Genomic DNA, 22,375 nt, shown 5'->3' with positions numbered 1-22,375 from the left:
GCGGCGGGGTGCCTGTGGCCGTCAGTGAGTGGCTGTGGGCCGGCGGTTGGTGGTCAGAGTTTGATGCCTGCGATGGTGTCCGCGAGGGAGTTCAGGAAGCGGTTGACGTCCGGGGCGATGGAGCTCGACGCGAGGAAGAAGCCGAAGAGGACCGCCACGATGGCGGGGCCGGCCTTGAGGTGGCCTCCGCGGACGAGCACCACGAGGATGATCGCCAACAGGACTACCACTGATAGCGAAATGGCCACTTCTGATCACACCTTCGGTCGTCCCCTGGTCGGCCCGGGGTGCGGCCGTGCGCACCCCCACATGGTCCATCCTCCCACCAACGCGCCCCGGCTATCCGCCTCGTGACGAAGAGACGGTGGTGGTTTTGCGTCAGGGGGCGGTGAGGCCCAGGAGGGAGCGGACATAGGCGTATTTCTCGGACAGTCTGTCGCGCGTGGGGGCGTCCAGGTCCGCGAGGCGGGCGGGGTCCGTGTTGTGGGCCAGGTCGGCTTCCTTGATCAGGAGGGCTCCTGGGGTGGCGAGGATGCGGGCCGTGTACGCCTCGAGCGGTTCGCCGGGGCGTTTGGTGACGGCCAGGACCATGTCCTTCACGGACTGCGGGAGTTCGGCCGATTCCAGCCAGGCCGGGGTGAGGGCCTCGTCCTCGATCGCGTCGTGGAGCCAGGCCGCCGCCTGCTGTTCGGCGGTGCCGCCGCGGGCGCGGACGCCCTCGGCCACGGCGGCGAGGTGTTCGGCGTACGGGCGGCCGGACTTGTCGGTCTGGCCCTCGTGCGCGGCACGGGCGAGGGATTCCACCTCGATGAGGGTGAGCGGGCCGTTCGTCATCCGAGCTCCTTCGCCGCCGTGTGGAGGGCCTGCGCGGCCCGGCGTACGTCTGCCTGTGTGGTGCGCCAGTTGGAGAACGCCGCGCGCAGGGCGGGGGTTCCCCCGTACGTCGTGGGGGTGACGAACACCTCGGGTCCGGCCGCTTCGCGCAGGGCCGTCAGGCGGGTCGGGGTGGGGGTGTCGGCGAGGGTGAAGCAGACGACGTTCAGGCGGACGGGGGCCAGGACCGTGAAGTACGGGTCCTGGGTGAGGAATTCGCCGAGGGAGCGGGCGCAGGCGATGTCCCGTTCCACGATCTCGCGGTGACCCTCGCGGCCGTAGGCGTGGAGGGTGAACCAGGCGGCGAGGGCCCGCAGCCGGTGGGAGTTCTCCGGGGTGAGGTGGACGAGGTCGGGGTCCTCGCCGAGGGGGCCGAGGTAGGCGGCGGCGTTCTGGAAGACGCGGGCCTGCAGGTCGCGGCGGCGGGTGAACTGGACGGCGCTGTCGTAGGGGACGTTGAGCCATTTGTGCAGGTCGACGCAGATGGAGTCGGAGGCGTCGAGGCCGGCGGTGAGGTGGGCGTGGGCCGGGGAGAGGGCGGCGAACGCGCCGAAGGCGGCGTCCGTGTGCAGCCAGAAGTCGTGGCGTTCGCGGAGGGCGGCGATGGCCCGGAGGTCGTCGAAGTCCACGGTGTTGACGGTGCCGGCGTTGGCGACGACCACGACGGGGCGGTGGTCGGGCGTGTCGGCGAGGGCCCGGTCCAGGGCGGCCGGGTCGACGGCCTCCCGGCCGGGCAGGGTCGGTACGGGGACCAGGGCGGAGCGGCCGAGCCCGAGGACGGAAAGGGCCTTGGCGATGGAGGAGTGCGGGGCGCCGGACAGCACGCGGACCGGGCCGAGCGCGGCCGCGCCGTCCTCGGCCGGGGAGACGCCGAGGCGTTCGCCGAGCCATTCGCGGGCGATGGCCAGGCCGGTGGTGTTGGACATCGTCGCGCCGCTGACGAAGGTGCCGGTGTGGGCGGCGGAGAGGTGGAAGAGGTCACGGAGCCAGGTGACTGTCTCGCGTTCCAGGGCTTGGCCGCCGCCGTCCAGGGCGGAGTTGGAGTTCTGGTCGTGGGCCGCCGTGAGCCAGTCGCCCGCGAGGGCGGCGGGGGTGGCGCCGCCGGTGACGAAGCCGAGGTAGCGGGGGCCGGCGGAGGCCGACAGCCGCGGGGCCCAGCGCTCCGCGAAGGCCGCCAGGGCGGACTCCGTGCCGGAGCCCTGCTCAGGGAGCGGTGGGGGTGCTGACGGTGGCGCCGCCGGTGCCGGTGGCGCTGCCGCTTCGGGTACGACGGGGCGCGCGTCCAGTGCTGCGAGGGTTGCGGCGGCGGTGGCGCGGGTGGCTTCGAGAAGCTCGGGGAGGCGGGCCAGGTCGGCGGCGAGGGTTCGGTCCATGGGGGCACGGTAGGGGGATCCGGGGTCCGGCGGACCGGCCAATCGGGAGGGGGTGGCTGGTCGGCCGGCGCGGGGTCGCTGCGCGGGTGGGGGGTGGCCTTGCGGGGGCCTGCCGGCCCCTGCCGGGGGCGGGGGCGGCCCTGCAGGCGGCGGGTGCAGGGCCAGCCCTGCAGACGGCGGGTGCAGGGCCAGCCCTGCAGACGGTGAGAGCAGGGCCAGCCCTGCAGGCGGCACGGGCGGGGGCAGCCCTGCGGGGCTGTCCCCTACCCGCCCTTCCGCCGTTTCCTGGGGCTCCGCCCCAGACCCCGCTCGTCAAACGCCGGAGGGGCTGAGTTTGGCCGGCGTCGGGGGCGTATCAGGGTTGGGGGCGGCGGAGGGTGTGGTGGGCTGGGAGGGTGGTGGCGGCCAGGGTGAGGAGGGTGGCGGCCGCTGCGAAGGAGGCGTAGATCAGGGGCGGGATGTGCGGGGGGCTGCCCGTCGTCGCCTTTGTCAGGGGGGTCAGCGTGGCCAGGGCTATCGCCGAGCCCAGGGTGATGCCCGTGCCGCTGACCAGGAGGGCCTCCCAGGAGAGCATCCGCAGGACCTGGCGGCGGGTGGAGCCGATCAGGCGGAGCATGTGGAGTTCGCGGCGGCGGTCCAGGACGGTCATGACCAGGGTGTTGGCGGCGGCGACGGCCGCGAAGCCGCCGAGGACCGCCGCCATCGTGGTGTTGGCCCAGGCGTTGAGCTGCCGGTCCACGCTCTGCTCGGAGGTCCAGGCGGCGGCCGACAGTACCGGGCCGATGCCGTCCGGGACCGGGCCGCGGAACAGGAGTTCCGTGGGGCGGCCGGTGGTGGTGTGACCGGCCAGGTCGGCGGCCGGAAGGGTGACCTCGCCGAGGCCGAGGCCGCGGCTGTAGACGGCCACGATCTCGGGGGTGACGGGGGTCCCGTCGGGCAGGCGCAAGGGGATCCGGTCGCCGGTCCCGGTGTGGGTGGCCTCGGCCAGGGTGCGGTCGACGGCGACCGTGCCGGGGGCCAGCCGGGACAGGTCCCCCGAACGGACGCCCAGGTCCTGGACCTTGGCGAGGTCTCCGGTGACGCCCTGTGCGGAGGCGGTGTGGAAGGAGCGGTCGCCGCCGGAGCCGACGACGGTGAGGACGGAGGTACGGGTGAGGGCGACGGCCCCGGCCGCGACCGCCCGGTCGACTGCCGTCCCGTCGACGGCCGTCCCGCCCGTGCCGCCGTGCGGGGCGGGGCCGTCCAGGGGTACGACGTGGTCGGCCAGCAGTCCGGCCTCCTGCTGCTGCCGTACGGCCCGGTCCTCGCTGCTGTGGAGGAAGACCAGGGTGGAGGAGAAGGCCATGGCGAGCACGATCGGGGTGATGGCGGAGGCCAGCCGGCGGGCGTTCGTACGGGAGTTGGCGGCGGCCAGCCCGGCCGGCGCGCCGCCCGCACGCAGCGGGAGGCCGAAGAGGGCGGCGCAGACGCGGGCGACCAGCGGGCCGAGCAGGGCGACGGCGAGCATGAAGAGCATGACGACGCCGAGGGCGGCGTTGGCGGCGTCCGGGCCGCTGCTGGTGGCGGCGAGGGTCGCGCAGACGGTCCCGCCGGCCAGGGCGGCGAGGCCGAGCGGGGTACGGATCCACCCGGGTCGCAGCCGCTCCACGGCGGCCGAGGCGAGGGCCAGGCCGGGGCGGATCCGGGCAGGGCGGCGGGATGCGGACCAGCCGGCGACCAGGGCGGCGATCACGCCGAGGCCGGTGGCGCTGACCAGGGGGATCCAGGAGACGGCGAGGGCGACGTCCGCCGGGACGGCGCCCTTCGCCTTGAGCTGCCCGAACCACCAGGCCGCGAGGGCGATGCCGGGTACGCAGCCCAGCGCGCCCGCGACCGGCGCGACGAGCAGGGCTTCGGTGGCGACCGTACGGCGGATCTGGCGCGGGGTGGCTCCGACGGCGCGCAGCAGCGCGAACTCGCGGGAGCGCTGCCCGACGGAGAGGGCGACGGTGCCCGCGGCGGTGAAGACGGCGACGAGCGTGGCGATCCCGCCGAAGGAGCCGCCGAGGCCGGTCAGCACCTCCCGGGCTCCCGCGAGCCGCGCGTCGAGGGCGCGGGCGTCCCCGGTCAGCACCTGGGCGCGGCCGTCGACGGCGGCCCGGGCACGCGCCGGGTCTGCCCCGAACAGCACGATGGCGTCGAGCGCGTCGGGGTGTCCGGACAGGCTGCGCGCCGCGGTGTCGGCGAACCAGGCTCCGGGCCGGTCCGCCCGGCCCACGACGCGGAACTCCCGCGGTCCGGCGGGGGTGTCGAGCGTGAGCCGGTCCGGGCCGTCGGCGCCGCCGAGGACGACTTCGCCCGGGCCGGCCGGGGCGCGGCCCGTGCGGAGCTCCGTAGGACTGAAGGCGGTGGAGCCCCAGCCGGAGGCGTCGAGCGTGCGGCCCGCTGCGTCCCGTACGGGGAACACCACGTCGGGCACCGCACGCCCCAGCGGAGCCAGTCGCTCCAGCAGGGCGGCGTCCACCCGCGCCCGGTCGGGGAGCGGCGCGGAGACCTCGTAGGCGCCGTCGCCGCGGCCCATCCGCAGGCGGGCCTGCTGATCGGCGGCGACGACGACGGGGGCTTCGGCGTACCGCGTCGGCGGGGTGCTCGCGCGGGCTCCGGTCTCCAGCAGGATCCCGCAGGCGGAGACGATGGCGACGGCCAGGAACAGCGCGACGAAGGTGCCGGCGAAGGCGGCGGGCCGGAACCGGATCACGGCGCGGGCCAGGCCGTTGGAACGGGGGCGGAGCGACATCAGGCGGCCGCCCCGGCGTAGCGGGGAGCGGTGGGCTCCGCGTGGGCGGTCATGCGGGCGGCGATCGCGGCGGCCGGGCTGCGCGGGAGCCGGTCGGCGATGAGGCCGTCGGCGAGGAAGAGCACCTGGTCGGCGTGGGCGGCGGCGGCCGGGTCGTGGGTGACCATGACGACGGTCGCGCCGAGGGTGTCCACGGCGTCGCGGAGCAGGCCGAGGACCTCGGTGGCGGTGGTGGTGTCGAGGGCGCCGGTGGGCTCGTCGGCGAAGATCACGTCGGGGCGGGTGACCAGGGCGCGGGCGATGGCCACGCGCTGCTGCTGGCCGCCGGAGAGTTCGGCCGGGCGGCGGCCGCCCTTGCCTTCCAGGCCGACCCGGGCGAGCAGGTCGGCGGCGCGGGCCTGGGCGGTGGTGCGGCTGCGGGTGCCGTTGCCGTTGCCGTTGCCGTTGCCGGCGAGCCGCATGGGGAGCAGGACGTTCTGCTCGACGGTGAGGGAGGGGAGGAGGTTGAACGCCTGGAAGACGAAGCCGAGGCGGCTGCGGCGCAGTTCGGTGAGCTGGTTCTCGTTCATGCCGGTGATCTCGGTGCCGCCGAGGCGGACGGAGCCCTCCGTGGGGAGGTCGAGCCCGGCGGCGCACTGGAGGAAGGTGGACTTTCCGGAGCCGGAGGGGCCCATCACCGCGGTGAAGCTGCCGCGGGGGAGGGTGAGGTCGATGCCGCGGAGGGCGTGGACGGCGGAGGTGCCGCGGCCGTACTGCCGGCGGACCGAGCGCAGCTCGACGGCGGGGGCGGCGGCGCGGGGCGCGTCCGGGTGACCCGGGTGGCCTGCGTGCTCCGGCTGCACGGCCTGCTGCGTTTGCTGCTCGGCCTGTCGCTTGCTGCGCCGGAACCCCATGGTCGTGCCGCCTTCCGTGCCAGTCGAACACCCGGTGGTGATCGTGTCTCCGACGCTACGGAGCGTGGGGTGGCCGGGACCATGACGGGAGCTGGCGGACCGGGGGTGGGGGTAACCCGACCATCGGCCCGGCCGTCGGGGCGGGGCCGCCCCATGCGTGGGCGTGGTCGCGGGCGTGGTCGCGGGCGCGGGCCGGTGCCGACGCAGGCATGACAGAGCCGGCCCCGGCTTCGGGTGGTGCCCTGCGGAGCTGTCCCCTACCCGCCCTTCCCCCGTTCCCCGGGCTCCGCCCGGACCCGCGCCTCAAACGCCGGCGGGGCTGGGAGGGGGTCCCCGGCTCCGCCCGGACCCGCGCTCCAAACACCGGCGGCGCTGAGTGGTGACCCCGGACCAGCCCGGACCCTCGCCCCAAACACCGGCCGGGCTGGGTGAATCCCCGGACGCTGCCCGGACCCGCGCCCCAAACACCGGCCGGGCTAGGTGGAACCCCGGGTGCCGCCCGGACCCGCGCCTCAAGCGTCGGCGGGGCTGGGTGGGGGTCCCGGGCTGCGCCCGGGCCCCCTGGGGCTCCGCCCCAGACCCCGCGCCTCAAACGCCGGCGGGGCTGGAATTGCCCTACGGGCAACCCAGCCCTGCCGAGCGAAACTCAGCCTCTCCGGCGTTTGAGGAGCGGGGGTCCGGGGGCCGGCCCCCGGCAACGGCGCCGCACGCCCGGGAGCGCCGCCCTGCACGGCGACGGGTCCGGGGCGGAGCCCCGGGGAACGGGCGAAGGGTGGGTAGGGGACCTCGACCCGCAGGGCCCAGCCAGCCGCACCCGCCCACCCGCACCCGCGCCGGACGGCAGGGGCAGCAACCCCGACCGACCACCGCCGGACGGAGTCCGGCGCAGCGACGCGAAGCCCGGGAGGCCCGCCAGGGCCGAGCGGTGCGAGCGGAGCGTCAAGAAGGGGTGCTGCGCGTCAAGAAAAGGGGGCGCGGCGGATGAGGAGGAGGGCTCGGTCGTCGTTGACGTCCTTGGCGACCTTTTCGATCAGGTGCCACGTCGCGCCCTCCCAGCCCGTGCCGACGTAGCGGTCGGCCTCGCCGGTGAGGCGGTCGATGCCCTCGCTGATGTCGCGGTCGGCCGTTTCGACGAGGCCGTCGGTGAAGAGCATCAGGACGTCGCCGGGGCGGAGGTTGCCGCGGGCCGGGGTGAACTCGGCTCCGTCGTAGACGCCGAGGAGGGGTCCCTCGCCGGTCTTCTCCTGCCAGCGGCCGGTGCCGGCGGAGAGCTGGAGGGCGGGGAGGTGGCCGGCGGAGAGGAGTTCGTAGTCGCCGGTCTCCAGGTCCAGGACGAGGTGGATGGAGGTGGCGAAGCCCTCGTCCCAGTCCTGGCGGAGGAGGTAGCCGTTGGCTGCCGGTAGGAAGCCGTGCGGGGGGAGCGCGCCCAGGAGGCCGCCGAAGGCGCCGGAGAGGAGGAGGGCGCGGGAGCCCGCTTCCATGCCCTTGCCGGAGACGTCGGTGAGGACGATCTCCAGGGTGCGGCCGCCGTTGGTGCGGGCGGCGACGACGAAGTCGCCGGAGAAGGACTGGCCGCCGGCCGGGCGCAGGGCCATCTCCCGGTGCCAGCCGCGCGGCAGGGCGGGCAGTTTGCTCTGGACCCGGATGCGTTCGCGCAGGTCGAAGAGCATGGTGCCGCCGCGCCGCCAGGGCACGCCGACGCGGCTGCGGAACTGGGCGATGACGAGGCCGAAGAACCCGCAGGCGGCGACGACTAGGACGGTGCCGGGGGTGACCCGTGCCGGGCCCTGGGTGTAGGGGCCGAGGACGAGGGCTTCGACGATGAGCGCGCCCGCGGAGGCGGCGTACAGGGCGAGCAGGCTGGCGGGGCGCAGCAGCAGGCCGCCCGCGACGATGGGCAGGACGAGTGCGGCGGGCGAGAACCACACGGGCAGCATCAGCGTGCCGCAGGCGATGGCCGGGATGGTGAGGAGCAGGCCGCCGAAGGCGAGCCAGTCGGAGGCGTCGCCGCGGAAGTAGTCGACGGCGGATTTGCGCAGCGCGGTGCGCACCCGGTGCCACATCATGCGGGACCGGGCCAGGAGGGACTCCACGTGTGCTCCGGCCATTGCTTCGGGACCCTATCCATCCTGGCTGTGTGCGCGCAGGGGTACCCCCTGAGATGGGCCCATCGGCAACCGAAAAGAGATCGACCGGGGACGGATTGCCCTGATAGGGATGGCCGTATGGCTCTTGAGACGCGCGTATTGCAGTCGGATGAGTGGGATGTCTGGTACGACCAGCTTGAGCTGGCGTTCGGCGGAGTGCCCGAATCCCCCGAGGAACGGGAGCTCTACCGCTCCCTGACGGAGCCGGAGCGCTCCCTCGGCGTGTGGGACGGCGGGACCTGCGTCGGCTCGGCGGGGGCCTTCTCCTTCCGGCTGTCCGTACCGGGCGGGGCGCTCGTCCCGGCGGCCGGGGTCACGATGGTGGGCGTCTCCCCCACCCACCGCAGGCGGGGCGTGCTGACCTCGCTGATGCGGCGCCAATTGGACGACGTCCGTGCGGGTGGTGAACCGGTCGCCGTGCTGACGGCCTCGGATCCGGCGATCTACGGGCGCTTCGGCTACGGCACCGCCGTGTACTCGATGTCCGTGGAGATCGACAAGACACGCGTACGGCTCTCCGTGCCGCCGGGGACCGACGACGTACGGCTGCGGCTGGTCGATCCGCGCAAGGCGCTGGCCGACTGCGAGCGGGTCTACGCGGCGCTGCTCGCGGGCCGCCCCGGGATGCCGGCCCGGCAGCCGGGCTGGGAGTTGCAGGCGCTGCTCGATCCGGAGGCGGACCGGGAGGGTGCGTCGCCGCTGAAGTGCGTGGTCGCGGAGCGGGCGGACGGCGAGGTGGTCGGGTACGCCCGCTACCGGGTCAAGCCCGAGTGGGACCTGACGGGCTCGGACGGCCGGGTGGACGTGGCGGACCTCGACGCGCTCGACCCGGTGGCGTACGCGGCGCTGTGGCGCTACGTGTTCTCCATCGACCTGACCTGGACCGTACGGGCCGTCAAGCGGCCGGCGGACGATGCGCTGCTGCACCTGGTCACCGATGTCCGGCGGAGTCAGGCGCGGCTGCGCGACGCGATGCACGTACGGCTCGTGGACCTGCCGGCGGCGCTGGCAGCGCGGTCCTACGGGGCTCCGCTGGACGTGGTGCTGGACGTGGAGGACGCGTTCTGCCCGTGGAACGCGGGGCGGTGGCGGCTGGCCGCCGGTGCGGACGGGGCGGCGGCCTGTACGCGGACGGAGGCTCCGGCCGACCTGGAGCTGTCCGTACGGGAGCTGGGCGCGGCCTATCTGGGCGGGGTGAGCCTGAACTCGCTGGCCGCGGCGGGCCTGGTGCGCGAGGTGCGGCCGGGTGCGCTGGCCCGTGCCTCCCGCGCCTTCGCGGGTGACGTGGCCCCCTGGCTGCCGCACGGCTTCTAGGCCCGGTCCGGAGGGACGGCCCAGCGGTCCTGGCCAGCCGGAGCACGCGCGATACCCGGCCGGCCGGGCCCGGCTAGCGGGCCTGGCAACCCGGGCACCAGAAGAGGTTGCGGGCGGCGAGACCGGCGGTGCGGATCTCGCCCCCGCAGATGTGGCAGGGCATGTTCGCCCTCCTGTAGACGTACACCTCGCCGCCGTGGTCGTCCACCCTCGGCGGGCGGCCCATGGCCTCGGGCAGGTGTTCGTCGCGGACGGTGTCGATGCGGTTGTTGCGCACGCCCTCGCGCATGAGGAGGACCAGGTCGGCCCAGATCGCGTCCCATTCGGCGCGGGTCAGGTCCTTGCCGAGCCGGTACGGGTCGATGCCGTGGCGGAAGAGGACCTCGGCGCGGTAGACGTTGCCGACGCCCGAGACGACCTTCTGGTCCATCAGCAGGGCGGCCACGGTGGTGCGGGAGCGGGAGATCCGGGACCAGGCGCGGTCGGGGTCGTCGGCGGGGCGCAGCGGGTCCGGGCCGAGCCGGTCGTGTATCGCCTTCTTCTCGCCCTCGCCGATGAGCGCGCACGCGGTGGGGCCGCGCAGGTCGGCGTAGTGGTCCTCGTTCAGCAGCCGGAGCCGGACCGTTTCGGCGGCGGGCGGGGCCGGGGCGGGGCCGAAGCCGAGCTTGCCGAAGAGGCCGAGGTGGATGTGGATCCAGGCATCGCCGAGTTCGAGGAACAGGTGCTTTCCGTGCGCCTCGGCGGATTCCAGCTCGCGGCCGTCGAGCAGGGCCGCGCTCTCGGCGAACCGGCCCTGCGGGCTGCTCACCCGGACCGGCCGGGCGGCGAAGCGCGCGGTGTGGTCCTCGGCGAGGCGGTGGATCGTATGCCCCTCGGGCACGGCGGTACTCCTCGAAAAAGAAAAACCGGCCGCGCCGCCCCTAGGGCGCCGCGGCCGGAAGCGGGATCAGCCCTGCGGGTGGTGCGCCGGGATCGGGGGGAGCTCGCCGGTGGCCTCGTAGGCGGAGAGCATGTCGATGCGGCGGGTGTGGCGCTCCTCGTCGGAGTACGGGGTCTTCAGGAAGGCGTCGATGAAGCTGACGACCTCGTCCTGGGTGTGCATCCGGCCGCCGACGGAGATGACGTTGGCGTTGTTGTGCTCACGGCCGAGCTCGGCGGTCTGGACGCTCCACGCGAGGATGGCGCGGATGCCCTTGACCTTGTTCGCGGCGATCTGCTCGCCGTTGCCGGAGCCGCCGATCACGATGCCGAGGGAGCCGGCGTCCGCGGCGGTCTTCTCCGCGGCGCGCAGGCAGAACGGCGGGTAGTCGTCCACCGCGTCGTAGATGTGGGGCCCGCAGTCGACGGGCTCGTGGCCGTTGTTCTTGAGCCAGTCCACCAGGTGGTTCTTGAGCTCAAAGCCGGCATGGTCGGATCCGAGGTACACGCGCATGGTCCGAGTGTGGCACGAGCCGGGCCGGGGGCCCGCCGCGGGGTGTCGCGTAAGTCACTTCTAAAGCTCAAGTAAACCCAAAGAACGCAGATGGGACACCGCGGGACCAAGGTCCTGGACGTTCGTCCTGACGCAACGATCCGGATGGGGGTCTTCCGCCCTGCGTTCATCTCGGGTTTGAATGCCGGGGCTCGCCACCCGAGAACCTAAGGATCCGTCCATGAGCTCCACGACGACCCTTCAGAAGGAAGGCGCCCCCACCGGCAACCCCGGTGACGGTCAGCCCTCCGACGGTCTGAAAGCCGGTCTCAAGAACCGTCACCTGTCCATGATCGCCATCGGCGGTGTCATCGGCGCAGGACTCTTCGTCGGCTCCGGCGGCGGTATCGCCAAGGCCGGTCCCGCCATCCTGATCTCCTACGCGCTGGTCGGCGCGATGGTCGTCTTCGTGATGCGGATGCTGGGCGAGATGGCCGCCGCCAGCCCGAACTCCGGCTCCTTCTCCGCCTACGCCGACCGGGCGCTGGGCCGCTGGGCCGGTTTCTCCATCGGCTGGCTGTACTGGTTCTTCTGGGTCGTCGTGCTGGCCGTCGAGGCCACCGCCGGCGCCGTCATCCTCGAAGGCTGGGTCCCGGCCGTCCCGCAGTGGGCCTGGGCGCTGATCGTGATGGCCGTGCTGACGGTCACCAACCTCGGCTCGGTCGCCTCGTACGGCGAGTTCGAGTTCTGGTTCGCGGGCATCAAGGTGGTCGCCATCGGCGGCTTCGTGATCGTCGGCCTGCTGGCCGTCTTCGGCGTGCTGCCGGGCTCGGACAACCCGGGCGCTGGCTTCGCCCACCTCACCGACACGGGCGGCTTCATCCCGAACGGCTGGGGCTCGGTCCTCACCGGTGTGCTGATGGTCGTCTTCTCCTTCATGGGCAGCGAGATCGTCACGCTGGCCGCCGGCGAGTCCGAGGACCCGCGGCGCGCGGTCACCAAGGCCACCAACTCGGTGATCTGGCGCATCGGCGTCTTCTACCTGGGCTCGATCTTCATCGTGCTGACCCTGCTGCCGTGGAACGACAAGTCGATCACCGAGAAGGGCTCGTACGTCGCCGCCCTGGACTCGATCGGCATCGCGCACGCCGGCCAGATCATGAACGTGATCGTCCTGACGGCCGTGCTGTCCTGCCTGAACTCGGGCCTGTACACCGCCTCCCGCATGGCCTTCTCGCTGGGCGAGCGCGGTGACGCCCCGAAGTCCTTCGCCAAGGTGAACAAGCGGGGCGTGCCGATGGCCGCGATCCTCGGCTCGGTCGTGTTCGGCTTCGCCGCCGTGTACTTCAACTACGCCTTCAAGGACACCGTCTTCAGCTTCCTGCTGAACGCCTCGGGTGCGATCGCGCTGTTCGTGTGGCTGGTGATCTGCCTGACCCAGCTGCGGATGCGCGGGATCCTCATGCGCGAGGCCCCGGAGAAGGTGACGGTGAAGATGTGGTTCTTCCCGTACCTGACCTGGGCCACCGCCGCGATGATCACCTTCGTCCTCGGCTACATGGTCTACGACAAGGACAACCGCGAGACCGTCCTGCTGTCCCTGCTGGTCGCGGCCGTGGTGATCGTGATCGGCGTGGCGCGCCAGCTCCGCCGCAAGGCCGCCGTGAAGGCCTCCGCGTAGTCCTCTCCGGAACGACGCAGGAACGACGCAGGCCCCGGACCGCGCTCTGCGGTCCGGGGCCTGCGTATGGAGCGGAGGGAGTACGAGCGCTCACGCGCGGCCGAGCAGCTTCCAGGCGGCCGGCAGCAGGCCCATCGCCAGCGCGGCCTTGAGCGCGTCGCCGATCAGGAAGGGCGTCAGCCCGGCCGCGACGGCCGCGCCGAAGGACATCCCGGTGGACAGCGCGAGGTAGGGCACGCCGACGGCGTAGATCAGCGCGGAGCCCAGCACCATCGTGCCCGCCGTACGCAGCACCGAGCGGTCGGCGCCGCGCCGCGCGAGGGCGCCCACGACGGTGGCGGCGAGCAGCATGCCGAGCACGTAGCCGAAGGAGGCGCCGCCGGCGCCGGAGCTGCCGCCCGCGAACCACGACACGCCGGCCATGCCGACGAGGGCGTAGAGCGCCAGCGACAGGAAGCCGCGGCGGGCCCCGAAGGCGGTCCCGACCAGGAGGGCCGCGAAGGTCTGGCCGGTGACGGGGACCGGGGAGCCGGGGACGGGCACGGCGATCTGCGCGGCCAGACCGGTGAGCGCGGCGCCTCCCGCCACGAGCGCGATGTCGCGGACGCGGCTCGCGGGCAGCAGGTCGGCGAGGACGGCGCCGGGCCGGAAGGAGACGGAAGCAGTGCTCATCGGGGACTCCGCAGGGGGTGGGGGCGGCAGGAACGATCACCGACGTTAGTCCCGGGCGCGGGCTCCCATCAGGGTGGCCCGGGACAAAGCCGTACTCACCCCTTTGGTGGGGAGTACACAAAGACCCCGTCCAGTGCCCCAGTTGACGTGATCCGCATCACGGGGCATGACGGCTGACACGTCCGTTTTGCGCGGATGGGCGCTCTCCGGAGAGACTGTAGGGTCCCTCCAACTGTCGCGGAGCCCCCACCGCCGCCAGGCCATCAGAGAGTACGAGCACCCCTCATGCGCGACCTCCCGTCCGCCCCTCCCGGCACCACGGACGAGCTCCCAGCGGAGCCCCTGAGCCACAGCCTCAAGCAGCGCCACCTGACCATGCTGGGCCTCGGCGGCGTGATCGGCGCCGGGCTGTTCGTCGGCTCCGGCGCCGGCATCACCATCGCCGGTCCCGCGATCATCTGCTCGTACCTGCTCGCGGGCATCCTGGCGATGCTGGTGATGCGTGCGCTCGGCGAGATGTCGGCGGCGATGCCCGCCTCCGGTTCCTTCTCCGTCTACGCGGAGAAGGCGCTCGGCCGCTGGGCCGGCTTCTCGGCCGGCTGGCTGTACTGGTTCCTGCTGGTCGTGGTGCTGGCCGTGGAGGCCACCGGCGCGGCGAAGATCGCGAACGGCTGGCTTCCGGCCGTGGACCAGTGGGTCTGGGTCCTGCTGTTCATGGTGGTCTTCACCGTGAGCAATCTGGCCGCCGTCCGGAACTTCGGCGAGTTCGAGTTCTGGTTCGCGGCCCTCAAGGTCGGCGCGATCGTGCTCTTCCTGATCCTCGGCACCTTGGCGATCTTCGGGCTGCTGCCCGACACCGACCCGGTGGGACTGAGCCACCTCACCGGTGACGGCGGGTTCTTCCCGGCCGGCATCGGCGGCGTGATCGCCGGCATGCTCGCCGTCGTCTTCGCCTTCGGCGGCCTGGAGGTCGTCACGATCGCGGCCGCCGAGTCCGACGACCCGGCACGGTCGGTGGCCCGCGCCGTGCGCAGCGCCGTGTGGCGCATCCTCTTCTTCTACGTCGGCTCGATGCTGGTCATCGTGACGCTGCTGCCGTGGGACTCCCTGGAGCCGGGCCAGAGCCCCTATGTGGCGGTGCTCGACTCCATCGGCATCCCCGCGGCCGGGCAGATCATGAACATCGTGGTCTTCGTGGCCCTGCTCTCGGCCCTCAACGCCAACCTCTACGGCTCCTCGCGGATCGTGTTCTCGCTGGCCGAGCGGGGCGAGGCCCCGCAGTCGCTGCTGAAGGTGTCCCGGAGCGGGGTGCCGCGCCGGGCGGTCTTCGCGTCGGTGGCCTTCGGGTTCGTCTCGGTGGTGCTGAACCTGCTGTGGCCGGACACGATCTTCCTCTACATGCTGAACGCGGTCGGCGCGGTGCTGCTCTTCGTGTGGGCGCTGATCGCGGTCTCGCAGCTCAAGCTGCGCAGGAAGATCGAGCGGGACATGCCGGAGCGGCTGACCCTGCCGATGTGGCTGTTCCCGTACGCGACGTGGGCGGCGCTGATCGGGATGGCCGCGGTGCTGGTTCTGATGCTGTTCGACGACGCGGCGCGGCCGCAGCTGCTGTGGTCCGCGGGGGCCGCGGCCGTGGTGCTGCTGGTGGCGTGGATCCGGGAGCTCCGCGCCCCGAAGGCCTGACCGCCGGCCGGTCCCCCGCAGCCCCCTCGAAGGCCCCCGCGCACACCGCGCGGGGGCCTTCGAGCGTCAGGTGCGCAGGTACGAGGCCCCGTTGACGTCGAGGACGGCGCCCGAGCTCCAGCGCGCCGCGGGCGAGGCCAGGTGGAGCACGGCGGCGGCGACCTCCTGCGGGGTTCCGACCCGGCCGAAGGGGCTCTGCGCCCGGATCCGCTCGCCCTCCTCCCCCTCCAGCCGGCCGGCGACCCGCTCGGTGGCGACGAAACCGGGTGCGACGGAGGCCACCGCGATGCCGTGCGGGGCGAGGGAGACGGCGAGGGACTGGCCCAGCGCGTGCAGTGCGGCCTTGGTCGCGCCGTAGGCGGGGTGGTCGGGCTCGCCCCGGAAGGCGCCGCGCGAGCCGATGTTGACGATGCGCCCCTCGCGACGGCCGTCGATCATGCGGCGGGCCGCGCAGTAGGCCAGGTTGGCGGCGCCGAACAGGTTGACCGCGGCCGTGTGCTGCCAGGCGGCCTGCCAGTCGGCGTACGAGGTGGTGGGCAGGGGATGCGCGACCATCACGGCGGCGTTGTTGACGAGTACGTCGATCCCGCCGAGCGCCTCCTCGGCCTCGGCGGCGAGGGCTTCCACGCGCGCCGGGTCGGCGAGGTCGCCGGCGACGAGGACGTGCCCGTCGCCCGGCAGCTCCGCGAGGGTCCGCTCGGCGTCGGGCCCGCGGACCGTGCAGTGCACCGCGACCCGGTCGCCCTGCTCGGCGAACGCCGTGGCGATCGCCCGTCCGATGCCCCGCGAGGCTCCGGTGACGAGCACGCCCCGGCCCGTCGCGGCCAATTCCGTTGTGCCGTGGTCCATTCGGCCCTCCGTCGTGCGCTCCGGTCCGGTGCGCCAGCGTACGGGGACGATCACACCCGGTCATCCGCCTGTCCGGATAACGGACACATAAGGTCCGAGGATCGGACACGGGTGAGACTGGGGCACTCCCTCCCGTCCCACCGCACACCGGACAGGCCCCTCCCCATGAGCCAGAGCACCCTGACCCCGCCCGAGCAGCAGGCCGCGCACCGGCCCGAAGCCGGATCGCCCCTCGGCAACGGGCTCAAGCAGCGCCACCTCTCGATGATCGCCCTCGGCGGGGTCATCGGTGCCGGTCTCTTCGTCGGGTCCGGCGCGGGCATCGCGGCCGCAGGCCCCTCGATCGTGCTCGCGTACGCCGCTTCCGGGCTGCTCGTCATGTTCGTGATGCGGATGCTCGGCGAGATGTCCGCCGCGAACCCGGCCTCCGGCTCCTTCTCGGTGCACGCGGAGCGGGCCATCGGCCCGTGGGCCGGTTTCACCGCGGGCTGGATGTTCTGGACCCTGCTGTGCGTGGGCGTCGCCATCGAGGCCATCGGCGCGGCGCACATCATGACGGGCTGGTTCCCGGGCACCCCCTCGTGGATGTGGGTGCTGGTCTTCATGGCGATGTTCTGCGGCTCCAACCTGGCCGCCGTCTCGAACTTCGGCGAGTTCGAGTTCTGGTTCGCCGCCCTGAAGATCGGCGCGATCGCCCTCTTCCTGGGCCTGGGCGTGCTGGCCGTCCTGGGCGTGCTGCCCGGCACCGGCTCCCCCGGCACCGCCAACCTGCTGCACGACGGCGGCTTCCTGCCCAACGGCGTGGACGGGCTGCTGGTCGGCCTGCTCGCCTCCGTGGTCGCGTACGGCGGGCTGGAGACGGTGACCATCGCGGCCGCCGAGTCCGACAACCCGGTCCGGGGCGTCGCCAAGGCCGTGAAGACCACCATGTGGCGGATCGCGATCGTCTACGTCGGCTCGATGCTGGTCATCGTCACGCTGCTGCCGTGGAACGACCCGGCGGTCACCACCGAGGGCCCGTACGCGGCCACCCTGGACCACCTGGGCATCCCGCACGCCGGCCAGGTCATGAACGTGGTCATCCTGATCGCCCTGCTGTCCGCGATGAACGCGAACATCTACGGCTCCTCCCGCATGGCCTACTCCCTGGTCTCCCGCGGCCAGGGCCCCAAGGCGCTGGGCAAGGTCACCGGCCGGGTGCCGCGCCGGGCGGTGCTGGCCTCCTCCGGCTTCGGCTTCGTCACCGTGCTGCTGTCGTACTGGTACCCGGACACCCTCTTCGCCTGGCTGCTGAACATGGTCGGCGGCGTCATCCTCGTCGTCTGGGGCTTCATCGCCGTCTCGCAGTTCGTGCTGCGGCGGCGCCTGGAGCGCGAGGCCCCCGAGAAGCTGGTCGTGAAGATGTGGGGCTTCCCCTATCTGACCTGGGTCGCGCTGGCCGGTCTGGCCGGGGTCCTGGTCCTGATGGCCATGGGCGACGACACCCGCGTCCAGCTCGTCTTCACCGGCGGCCTGACCGTGGCCCTCGCCGCCACGGGCTACGTCATCCAGCGCCGGGCGGCGGCCCGCGAAGCCGCGTAACCCCCCGCCCGACGGCGGCTCCGGAAGCCGGGTCCATGCGATCGCATGGGCCCGGCTTCCGGCGTTTCCGGGGTCTCCCAAGTGAGGTGACCCTTATGAGGATCATGGAATAGATACTGCTAGCCTGCAGTTGCGCATTAATTGCAATAAGCAGTTGGCACGCTGAGGGGACCGGATAACACGCATGGCCATCTACACGCTTCCTGAGCTTCCTTACGACTACGCGGCTCTCGAGCCGGTGATCAACCCGCAGATCATCGAGCTGCACCACGACAAGCACCACGCGGCCTACGTCACGGGCGCCAACAACACGCTGGAGCAGCTGGAGGAGGCGCGCGACAAGGAGAACTGGGGCGCGCTGAACGGCCTGGAGAAGAACCTGGCCTTCCACCTCTCCGGGCACATCCTGCACAGCATCTACTGGCACAACATGGCCAGCCCGAAGACCGGCGAGGGCGGCGGCGAGCCCACCGCGGCCGACGGCCTGGGCGACCTGACCGACGCGATCACCGAGTCCTTCGGCTCCTTCGCGAAGTTCAAGAAGCAGCTGACCTTCGCGGCCTCCGCGACCCAGGGTTCCGGCTGGGGCGTGCTGGCGTACGAGCCGGTCAGCGGCCGCCTCGTCGTCGAGCAGGTCTACGACCACCAGGGCAACGTGGGCATCGCGAGCACCCCGGTCCTGGTCTTCGACGCCTGGGAGCACGCCTTCTACCTGCAGTACAAGAACCAGAAGGTGGACTTCATCGAGGCGATGTGGAACGTCGTCAACTGGCAGGACGTGGCCAAGCGCTACGCCGACGCCAAGGCGAACACCCCGCTGCTGATCCCCGCCAAGGGCTGATCGGCACCACCAGCCCGTCCGCCTCGTGATCGTCTTCTCAACCTTCGCGTGCGGGCGTGTCCACCAGCAGGCCCTCGCGAGGACGTGACTCGCGGGGGCCTGCTGCGTCCGCGCAGTCGACGAGTCCGTCCACCTCGCCGACCGCCGTGAACTCCCGCGCCAGCCCGGTCTCGTGGAGCCGCGCGAACGGGGTGAAGGGGACGCCGAACTCCGACTCCCCCCGGTCGAAGTTCCAGCTCTTGTGCACCTGGAAGCGGTAGTCGCTCACCACGGAGCCGTCCTCGTGGACCCGTACCGTGCCGCTGATCCGGTACTGGGCCCCGCGCAGCGCCAGCCACCAGTCGGCGCTGCCTCCCTCGCGGGTGCGCCGGGTGATCAGCACCCCGCGCCAGCCGCTGTCCGCCGCGTACGCGCCGGGCTCGCCGAGCGAGCGCGCGGCCTGGCGCCACTCGGCCAGCCGCCGGTCCACGTCCGCCCGTACGGCGGGCACGGCGAGCAGCGCCCGCGCGTCGACCCGGTACGGGCGGCCCGTGCCCCGGAGGTAGTGGCGCAGGGTGCCGGCCGCGTTCCGGACCCCGAGGGCCGTCCACAGCGGGGGCACCGCGACGCAAGCTGCCCGCAGCACCCGGTCTCGGGGGCGTGCGGGCAGGCTGGCGTGCGCGGCGTTGTCGTTCGGTATCGCGGGCTCCGCCCGGCCGCCGCTGCGGCCGAGCGGTTCCTCGCGCGTACCCTCGTGCGTCGGGCTGCTCCCCATACGGGGACGTTAAGGGAGGAAAGGGATACCCGCCTCCCGGGAGGGTCTACTCGAAGATGGGGCCCTGCGTACGGGTGCGCTTGATCTCGTAGAAGCCGGGGGTGGAGGCGACGAGCAGGGTGCCGTCCCAGAGGCGGGCCGCGGCCTCGCCGCGCGGGGCGGGGGTGACGACCGGGCCGAAGAAGGCCACCTCTTCGCCGTCGGCGCCGGGCACGGAGATGACCGGGGTGCCGACCTCCTGGCCGACGCGGTTGATGCCGTCGTTGTGGGAGTCGCGCAGGACCTCGTCGTACTCGTCGGAGTCCGCGTAGTGCAGCAGCTCGGCGGGCAGGCCCACCTCGGCCAGGGCCTCGGCGATGGCCTCGCGGGTCGGGCCCGTGCCCTGGTTGTGGAAGCGGGTGCCGAGTGCGGTGTAGAGCTTGCCGGTGACCTCGTCGCCGAACTTCTGCTGGGCGGCGACGACCACGCGGACGGGAGCCCAGCCCTTGGGGCCGAGCAGGTCGCGGTAGACCTCGGGCAGTTCGTCGAGCTTGTTCTCGTTCAGGACCGCCAGGCTCATCACGTGCCAGCGGACCTCCACATCACGGACCTTCTCGACCTCCAGCATCCAGCGGGACGTCATCCAGGCCCAGGGGCAGAGCGGGTCGAACCAGAAGTCGACAGCGGTCTTCTCGCGCACCTGGGTGTCAGCCATGTCTCTCCTCAGATCGGAACGTTCCTCCGTGCCCAACCGCTCCGACCGCACACGCATTCCCCCGTGGGAGGATTCCGTCAGGTATCGCGATCACGCACGAAGGAGTGCACGTGCCCGGAGAGAATCTGTCCCGTGACGAGGCCCGCGAGCGGGCCGAGCTGCTGTCCGTCGACGGGTACGAGGTGGTCCTCGACCTGAGGTCCGCGGTGGACGAGGCCGAACCGGCCGAGGGGCCTCGGACGTTCCGCTCGGTGACCACCGTCCGTTTCCGGGCCGCCGTTCCGGGAGCGTCGAGCTTCGCGGACCTCATCGCCCCCTCGGTCAACCGCGTGACCCTCAACGGGCGCGAGCTGGACCCGGCCGCCGTCTTCGACGGCGCGCGGATCGCCCTGGACGGACTCGCCGCCGAGAACGTGCTCGTGGTCGACGCCGACTGCGCGTACAGCCGGACCGGCGAGGGCATGCACCGCTTCGTGGACCCGGAGGACGGCGAGGTCTACCTCTACACCCAGTACGAGCCGGCCGACGCCCGGCGGGTGTACGCCAACTTCGAGCAGCCCGACCTCAAGGCCCCGTACCGCTTCGAGGTGACCGCGCCCGAGGGCTGGCAGGTCTGGAGCAACGGCGCCGAGGAGTCCCGCGAGGGGCAGACCCGGCGCTTCGCCGAGACCGCGCCGATCTCCACGTACATCACGTGCGTGGTGGCGGGGCCGTACCACTACGTCACGGACTCCTACACGCGCGGGGACCTGACGATCCCGCTCGGCGCGATCTGCCGCAAGGGGCTGGCGAAGCACTTCGACGCGGACGAGGTGTTCACCGTCACGAAGCAGGGCTTCGACCTCTTCCAGGAGATCTTCGACTACCCGTACCCCTTCGGGAAGTACGACCAGGCCTTCGTGCCGGAGTACAACCTGGGCGCCATGGAGAACCCGGGGATGGTGACCTTCCGCGAGGAGTACATCTTCCGCGGGAAGGTCACGCAGGCCTCCTACGAGCGGCGCGCGAACACGATCCTGCACGAGATGGCGCACATGTGGTTCGGCGACCTCGTCACCATGAAGTGGTGGGACGACCTGTGGCTGAAGGAGTCCTTCGCGGACTTCATGGGCTCCTTCGGGCTGGTCGAGGCCACCCGCTTCGACCAGGCCTGGGTCACCTTCGCCAACAGCCGCAAGGCGTGGGCCTACCGGGCCGACCAGCTGCCGTCCACGCACCCGATCACGGCCGACATCCGTGACCTGGAGGACGCGAAGCTGAACTTCGACGGGATCACCTACGCCAAGGGCGCGGCGGTCCTCAAGCAGCTCGTGGCGTACGTGGGCCGGGACGCCTTCCTGGAGGGTGCCCGCCGCTACTTCAAGGCGAACGCCTACGGGAACACCACCCTGGACGACCTGCTGTCGGTGCTCGCCGAGGTGTCCGGGCGGGACATGGCCGAGTGGTCGCGGGCCTGGCTGCAGACGGCCGGCGTGAACGCGCTGACCCCGGTGGTGACCTGCGACGCGGGCGGCCGGGTGACCGAGCTGGCGGTGGTCCAGGACGGCGACGAGCTGCGGCCCCACCGGGTCGCGGTGGGCCTGTACCGGCTGGACCCGGACGGGGCGCTGGTCCGCTACGCGCGGGCCGAGGCGGACGTCGCGGGGGTCCGGACGGTCATCGGCGAGCTGGCCGGGCAGGACAGGCCCGCGCTGGTGCTCGTCAACGACGAGGACCTGACGTACTGCAAGATCCGCTTCGACGAGGCCTCGCTGGCCACGCTCCGCTCGCACCTGGGCTCGGTGACGGACCCGCTGAGCCGCGCGCTGTGCTGGTCGGCGCTGTGGAACCTGACCCGCGACGGGCTGATGCCGGCGCGGGACTTCGTCTCGCTCGTGGTGGCCCACGCTGGCCGGGAGACGGACGTCGGCGTCCTCCAGATGCTGCACGCGCAGGCGCTCACCGCGGTCACCCGCTACGCGGCGCCCGACTGGCGGGAGCAGGGCGGCAAGGTGCTGGCGGCGTGCGCGCTGCAGGAACTGCGGTTCGCGGAGCCGGGGTCGGAGCACCAGCTCACCTGGGCCCGCTTCTTCGCGGCGGGCGCGGCGACCGAGGGCGACTTCCAGCTGCTGCTGGGGCTGCTGGAGGGCTCGGCGCGGATCGACGGGCTGGAAGTGGACCAGGAACTGCGCTGGGACTTCCTGCTGCCGCTGGCCGCGCACGGGGCGATCGGGGAGGAGGTCCTCGCGGCCGAACTGACGCGGGACGACACGGCGTCGGGCAAGCGGCACCAGGTCCGGTGCCTGGCGGCGCGGCCGTCGGCAGCGGTCAAGGACCAGGCGTGGGCCGCGGTGGTGGAGTCGGACGCGCTGTCGAACGCGCTGGCCGAGGCGACGATCGCGGGGATGCAGCAGTCCTCGCAGCGGGGGCTGCTGGCGCCGTACACGGAGCCCTACTTCGCCGTGATCGAGCGGATCTGGGCCGACCGGTCGATCCAGATCGGCATGGACGTGGTGCGCGGGCTGTACCCGTCCCTGCAGGACTCGCAGGGGACCCTGGACGCGACGGACGCGTGGCTGTCGGCGCACGCGGATGCGGCTCCGGCGCTGCGGCGCCTGGTCCTGGAGGCCCGTGACGACCTGGCGCGGGCGCTGCGCGCACAGGCCTGCGACGTGGCGGCGGGCTGACCCTGCGGGGCCGTCCCGACTGAAAGGCACACCCGCGGTTCAAACGCCGGCGGGGCCGGATTTTCCGGCCCCGCCGGCGTCCGTGTGCGGAGCCGCAGGTGGGGGCAGGTTCGCAGCGCAGCCCATCGGCAGTCGAACGTCCGTACTTTAGCCCCGTCTTGTCCCGA

At 72.7% G+C, this 22,375-nt stretch carries 18 protein-coding genes; 6 read left to right on the top strand and 12 right to left on the bottom strand.

Annotated features, from left to right (window positions below):
- Positions 1-53: 53 nt before the first annotated feature.
- From ACZ60J_RS35960 to ACZ60J_RS35935, 6 genes are all read right to left on the bottom strand, one after another.
- Entirely contained in the window at positions 54-248 is a 195-nt protein-coding gene (locus ACZ60J_RS35960; RefSeq protein WP_250739483.1) for a hypothetical protein, read from the bottom strand.
- Between the two features lie 130 nt (positions 249-378).
- Positions 379-834: an HD domain-containing protein gene (locus ACZ60J_RS35955; protein ID WP_469688387.1), complete on the bottom strand. Its 456-nt coding sequence runs from the start codon at positions 832-834 to the stop codon at positions 379-381.
- Positions 831-2,246, bottom strand: a complete 1,416-nt coding sequence (locus ACZ60J_RS35950) for a pyridoxal phosphate-dependent decarboxylase family protein (RefSeq protein ID WP_469688386.1) — start codon at positions 2,244-2,246, stop codon at positions 831-833. Before ACZ60J_RS35950 ends, ACZ60J_RS35955 begins: the two co-directional genes overlap by 4 nt.
- A 355-nt stretch (positions 2,247-2,601) precedes the next feature.
- A complete protein-coding gene (locus ACZ60J_RS35945; protein ID WP_469688385.1) occupies positions 2,602-5,022 on the bottom strand; it encodes an ABC transporter permease in 2,421 nt (806 codons plus the stop codon).
- Complete coding sequence (locus ACZ60J_RS35940) at positions 5,022-5,915, bottom strand: ABC transporter ATP-binding protein (protein ID WP_469688384.1); 894 nt, start codon at positions 5,913-5,915, stop codon at positions 5,022-5,024. The genes ACZ60J_RS35945 and ACZ60J_RS35940 overlap by 1 nt, the downstream gene beginning before the upstream one ends.
- Positions 5,916-6,874: 959 nt before the next feature.
- The gene (locus ACZ60J_RS35935) at positions 6,875-8,023 is read right to left on the bottom strand and encodes a SpoIIE family protein phosphatase (RefSeq protein WP_469688383.1); all 1,149 of its coding nucleotides are present in this window, start codon (positions 8,021-8,023) and stop codon (positions 6,875-6,877) included.
- A 117-nt stretch (positions 8,024-8,140) separates the two neighbouring features.
- On the opposite strand from ACZ60J_RS35935, the gene ACZ60J_RS35930 reads away from it, so the two are divergent.
- Positions 8,141-9,376 carry a GNAT family N-acetyltransferase gene (locus ACZ60J_RS35930; RefSeq protein ID WP_469688382.1) on the top strand — a complete coding sequence of 412 codons (1,236 nt, stop codon included), beginning with the start codon at positions 8,141-8,143 and terminating at the stop codon, positions 9,374-9,376.
- A gap of 73 nt (positions 9,377-9,449) precedes the next feature.
- Here ACZ60J_RS35930 and ACZ60J_RS35925 read toward each other — a convergent pair whose 3' ends face one another.
- Together ACZ60J_RS35925 and ACZ60J_RS35920 are read right to left on the bottom strand one after the other, a co-directional pair.
- A complete protein-coding gene (locus ACZ60J_RS35925; RefSeq protein ID WP_469688381.1) occupies positions 9,450-10,256 on the bottom strand; it encodes an Fpg/Nei family DNA glycosylase in 807 nt (268 codons plus the stop codon).
- Positions 10,257-10,322: 66 nt separating this feature from the next.
- Positions 10,323-10,808 carry a ribose-5-phosphate isomerase gene (locus tag ACZ60J_RS35920; protein ID WP_254383081.1) on the bottom strand — a complete coding sequence of 162 codons (486 nt, stop codon included), beginning with the start codon at positions 10,806-10,808 and terminating at the stop codon, positions 10,323-10,325.
- 220 nt (positions 10,809-11,028) lie between these two features.
- Here ACZ60J_RS35920 and ACZ60J_RS35915 point away from each other — a divergent pair, with 220 nt between their 5' ends.
- Positions 11,029-12,468 (top strand): amino acid permease, encoded by a 1,440-nt coding sequence (locus tag ACZ60J_RS35915; protein WP_469688380.1) that lies wholly within the window; start codon positions 11,029-11,031, stop codon positions 12,466-12,468.
- Between the two features lie 90 nt (positions 12,469-12,558).
- Here ACZ60J_RS35915 and ACZ60J_RS35910 read toward each other — a convergent pair whose 3' ends face one another.
- Positions 12,559-13,140, bottom strand: coding sequence for a biotin transporter BioY (locus ACZ60J_RS35910; RefSeq protein WP_469688379.1), 582 nt, complete (start codon positions 13,138-13,140; stop codon positions 12,559-12,561).
- Positions 13,141-13,425: 285 nt separating this feature from the next.
- Here ACZ60J_RS35910 and ACZ60J_RS35905 point away from each other — a divergent pair, with 285 nt between their 5' ends.
- A complete protein-coding gene (locus ACZ60J_RS35905) occupies positions 13,426-14,823 on the top strand; it encodes an amino acid permease (protein WP_469688378.1) in 1,398 nt (465 codons plus the stop codon).
- A gap of 66 nt (positions 14,824-14,889) precedes the next feature.
- Here ACZ60J_RS35905 and ACZ60J_RS35900 read toward each other — a convergent pair whose 3' ends face one another.
- Positions 14,890-15,672, bottom strand: a complete 783-nt coding sequence (locus ACZ60J_RS35900; protein ID WP_469688377.1) for an SDR family NAD(P)-dependent oxidoreductase — start codon at positions 15,670-15,672, stop codon at positions 14,890-14,892.
- Between the two features lie 165 nt (positions 15,673-15,837).
- Here ACZ60J_RS35900 and ACZ60J_RS35895 point away from each other — a divergent pair, with 165 nt between their 5' ends.
- The gene (locus tag ACZ60J_RS35895) at positions 15,838-17,253 is read left to right on the top strand and encodes an amino acid permease (protein WP_469688376.1); all 1,416 of its coding nucleotides are present in this window, start codon (positions 15,838-15,840) and stop codon (positions 17,251-17,253) included.
- A gap of 184 nt (positions 17,254-17,437) precedes the next feature.
- Positions 17,438-18,094, top strand: a complete 657-nt coding sequence (locus tag ACZ60J_RS35890; RefSeq protein ID WP_281210776.1) for a superoxide dismutase — start codon at positions 17,438-17,440, stop codon at positions 18,092-18,094.
- 37 nt (positions 18,095-18,131) lie between these two features.
- On the opposite strand, the gene ACZ60J_RS35885 is transcribed toward ACZ60J_RS35890, so the two are convergent.
- Both ACZ60J_RS35885 and ACZ60J_RS35880 read right to left on the bottom strand, forming a co-directional pair.
- Positions 18,132-18,848, bottom strand: coding sequence for a hypothetical protein (locus ACZ60J_RS35885; protein ID WP_469688375.1), 717 nt, complete (start codon positions 18,846-18,848; stop codon positions 18,132-18,134).
- 46 nt (positions 18,849-18,894) lie between these two features.
- Positions 18,895-19,542, bottom strand: coding sequence for a mycothiol-dependent nitroreductase Rv2466c family protein (locus ACZ60J_RS35880; RefSeq protein WP_469688374.1), 648 nt, complete (start codon positions 19,540-19,542; stop codon positions 18,895-18,897).
- A 110-nt stretch (positions 19,543-19,652) separates the two neighbouring features.
- On the opposite strand from ACZ60J_RS35880, the gene pepN reads away from it, so the two are divergent.
- Positions 19,653-22,208, top strand: coding sequence for an aminopeptidase N (gene pepN / locus ACZ60J_RS35875; protein WP_469688373.1), 2,556 nt, complete (start codon positions 19,653-19,655; stop codon positions 22,206-22,208).
- Positions 22,209-22,375: the final 167 nt, after the last annotated feature.

The organism is Streptomyces sp. NPDC104226 (assembly GCF_055584085.1).
The sequence above is the reverse complement of the archived record's forward strand: the minus strand, read 5'-3'. Positions and strand labels throughout refer to the sequence as shown.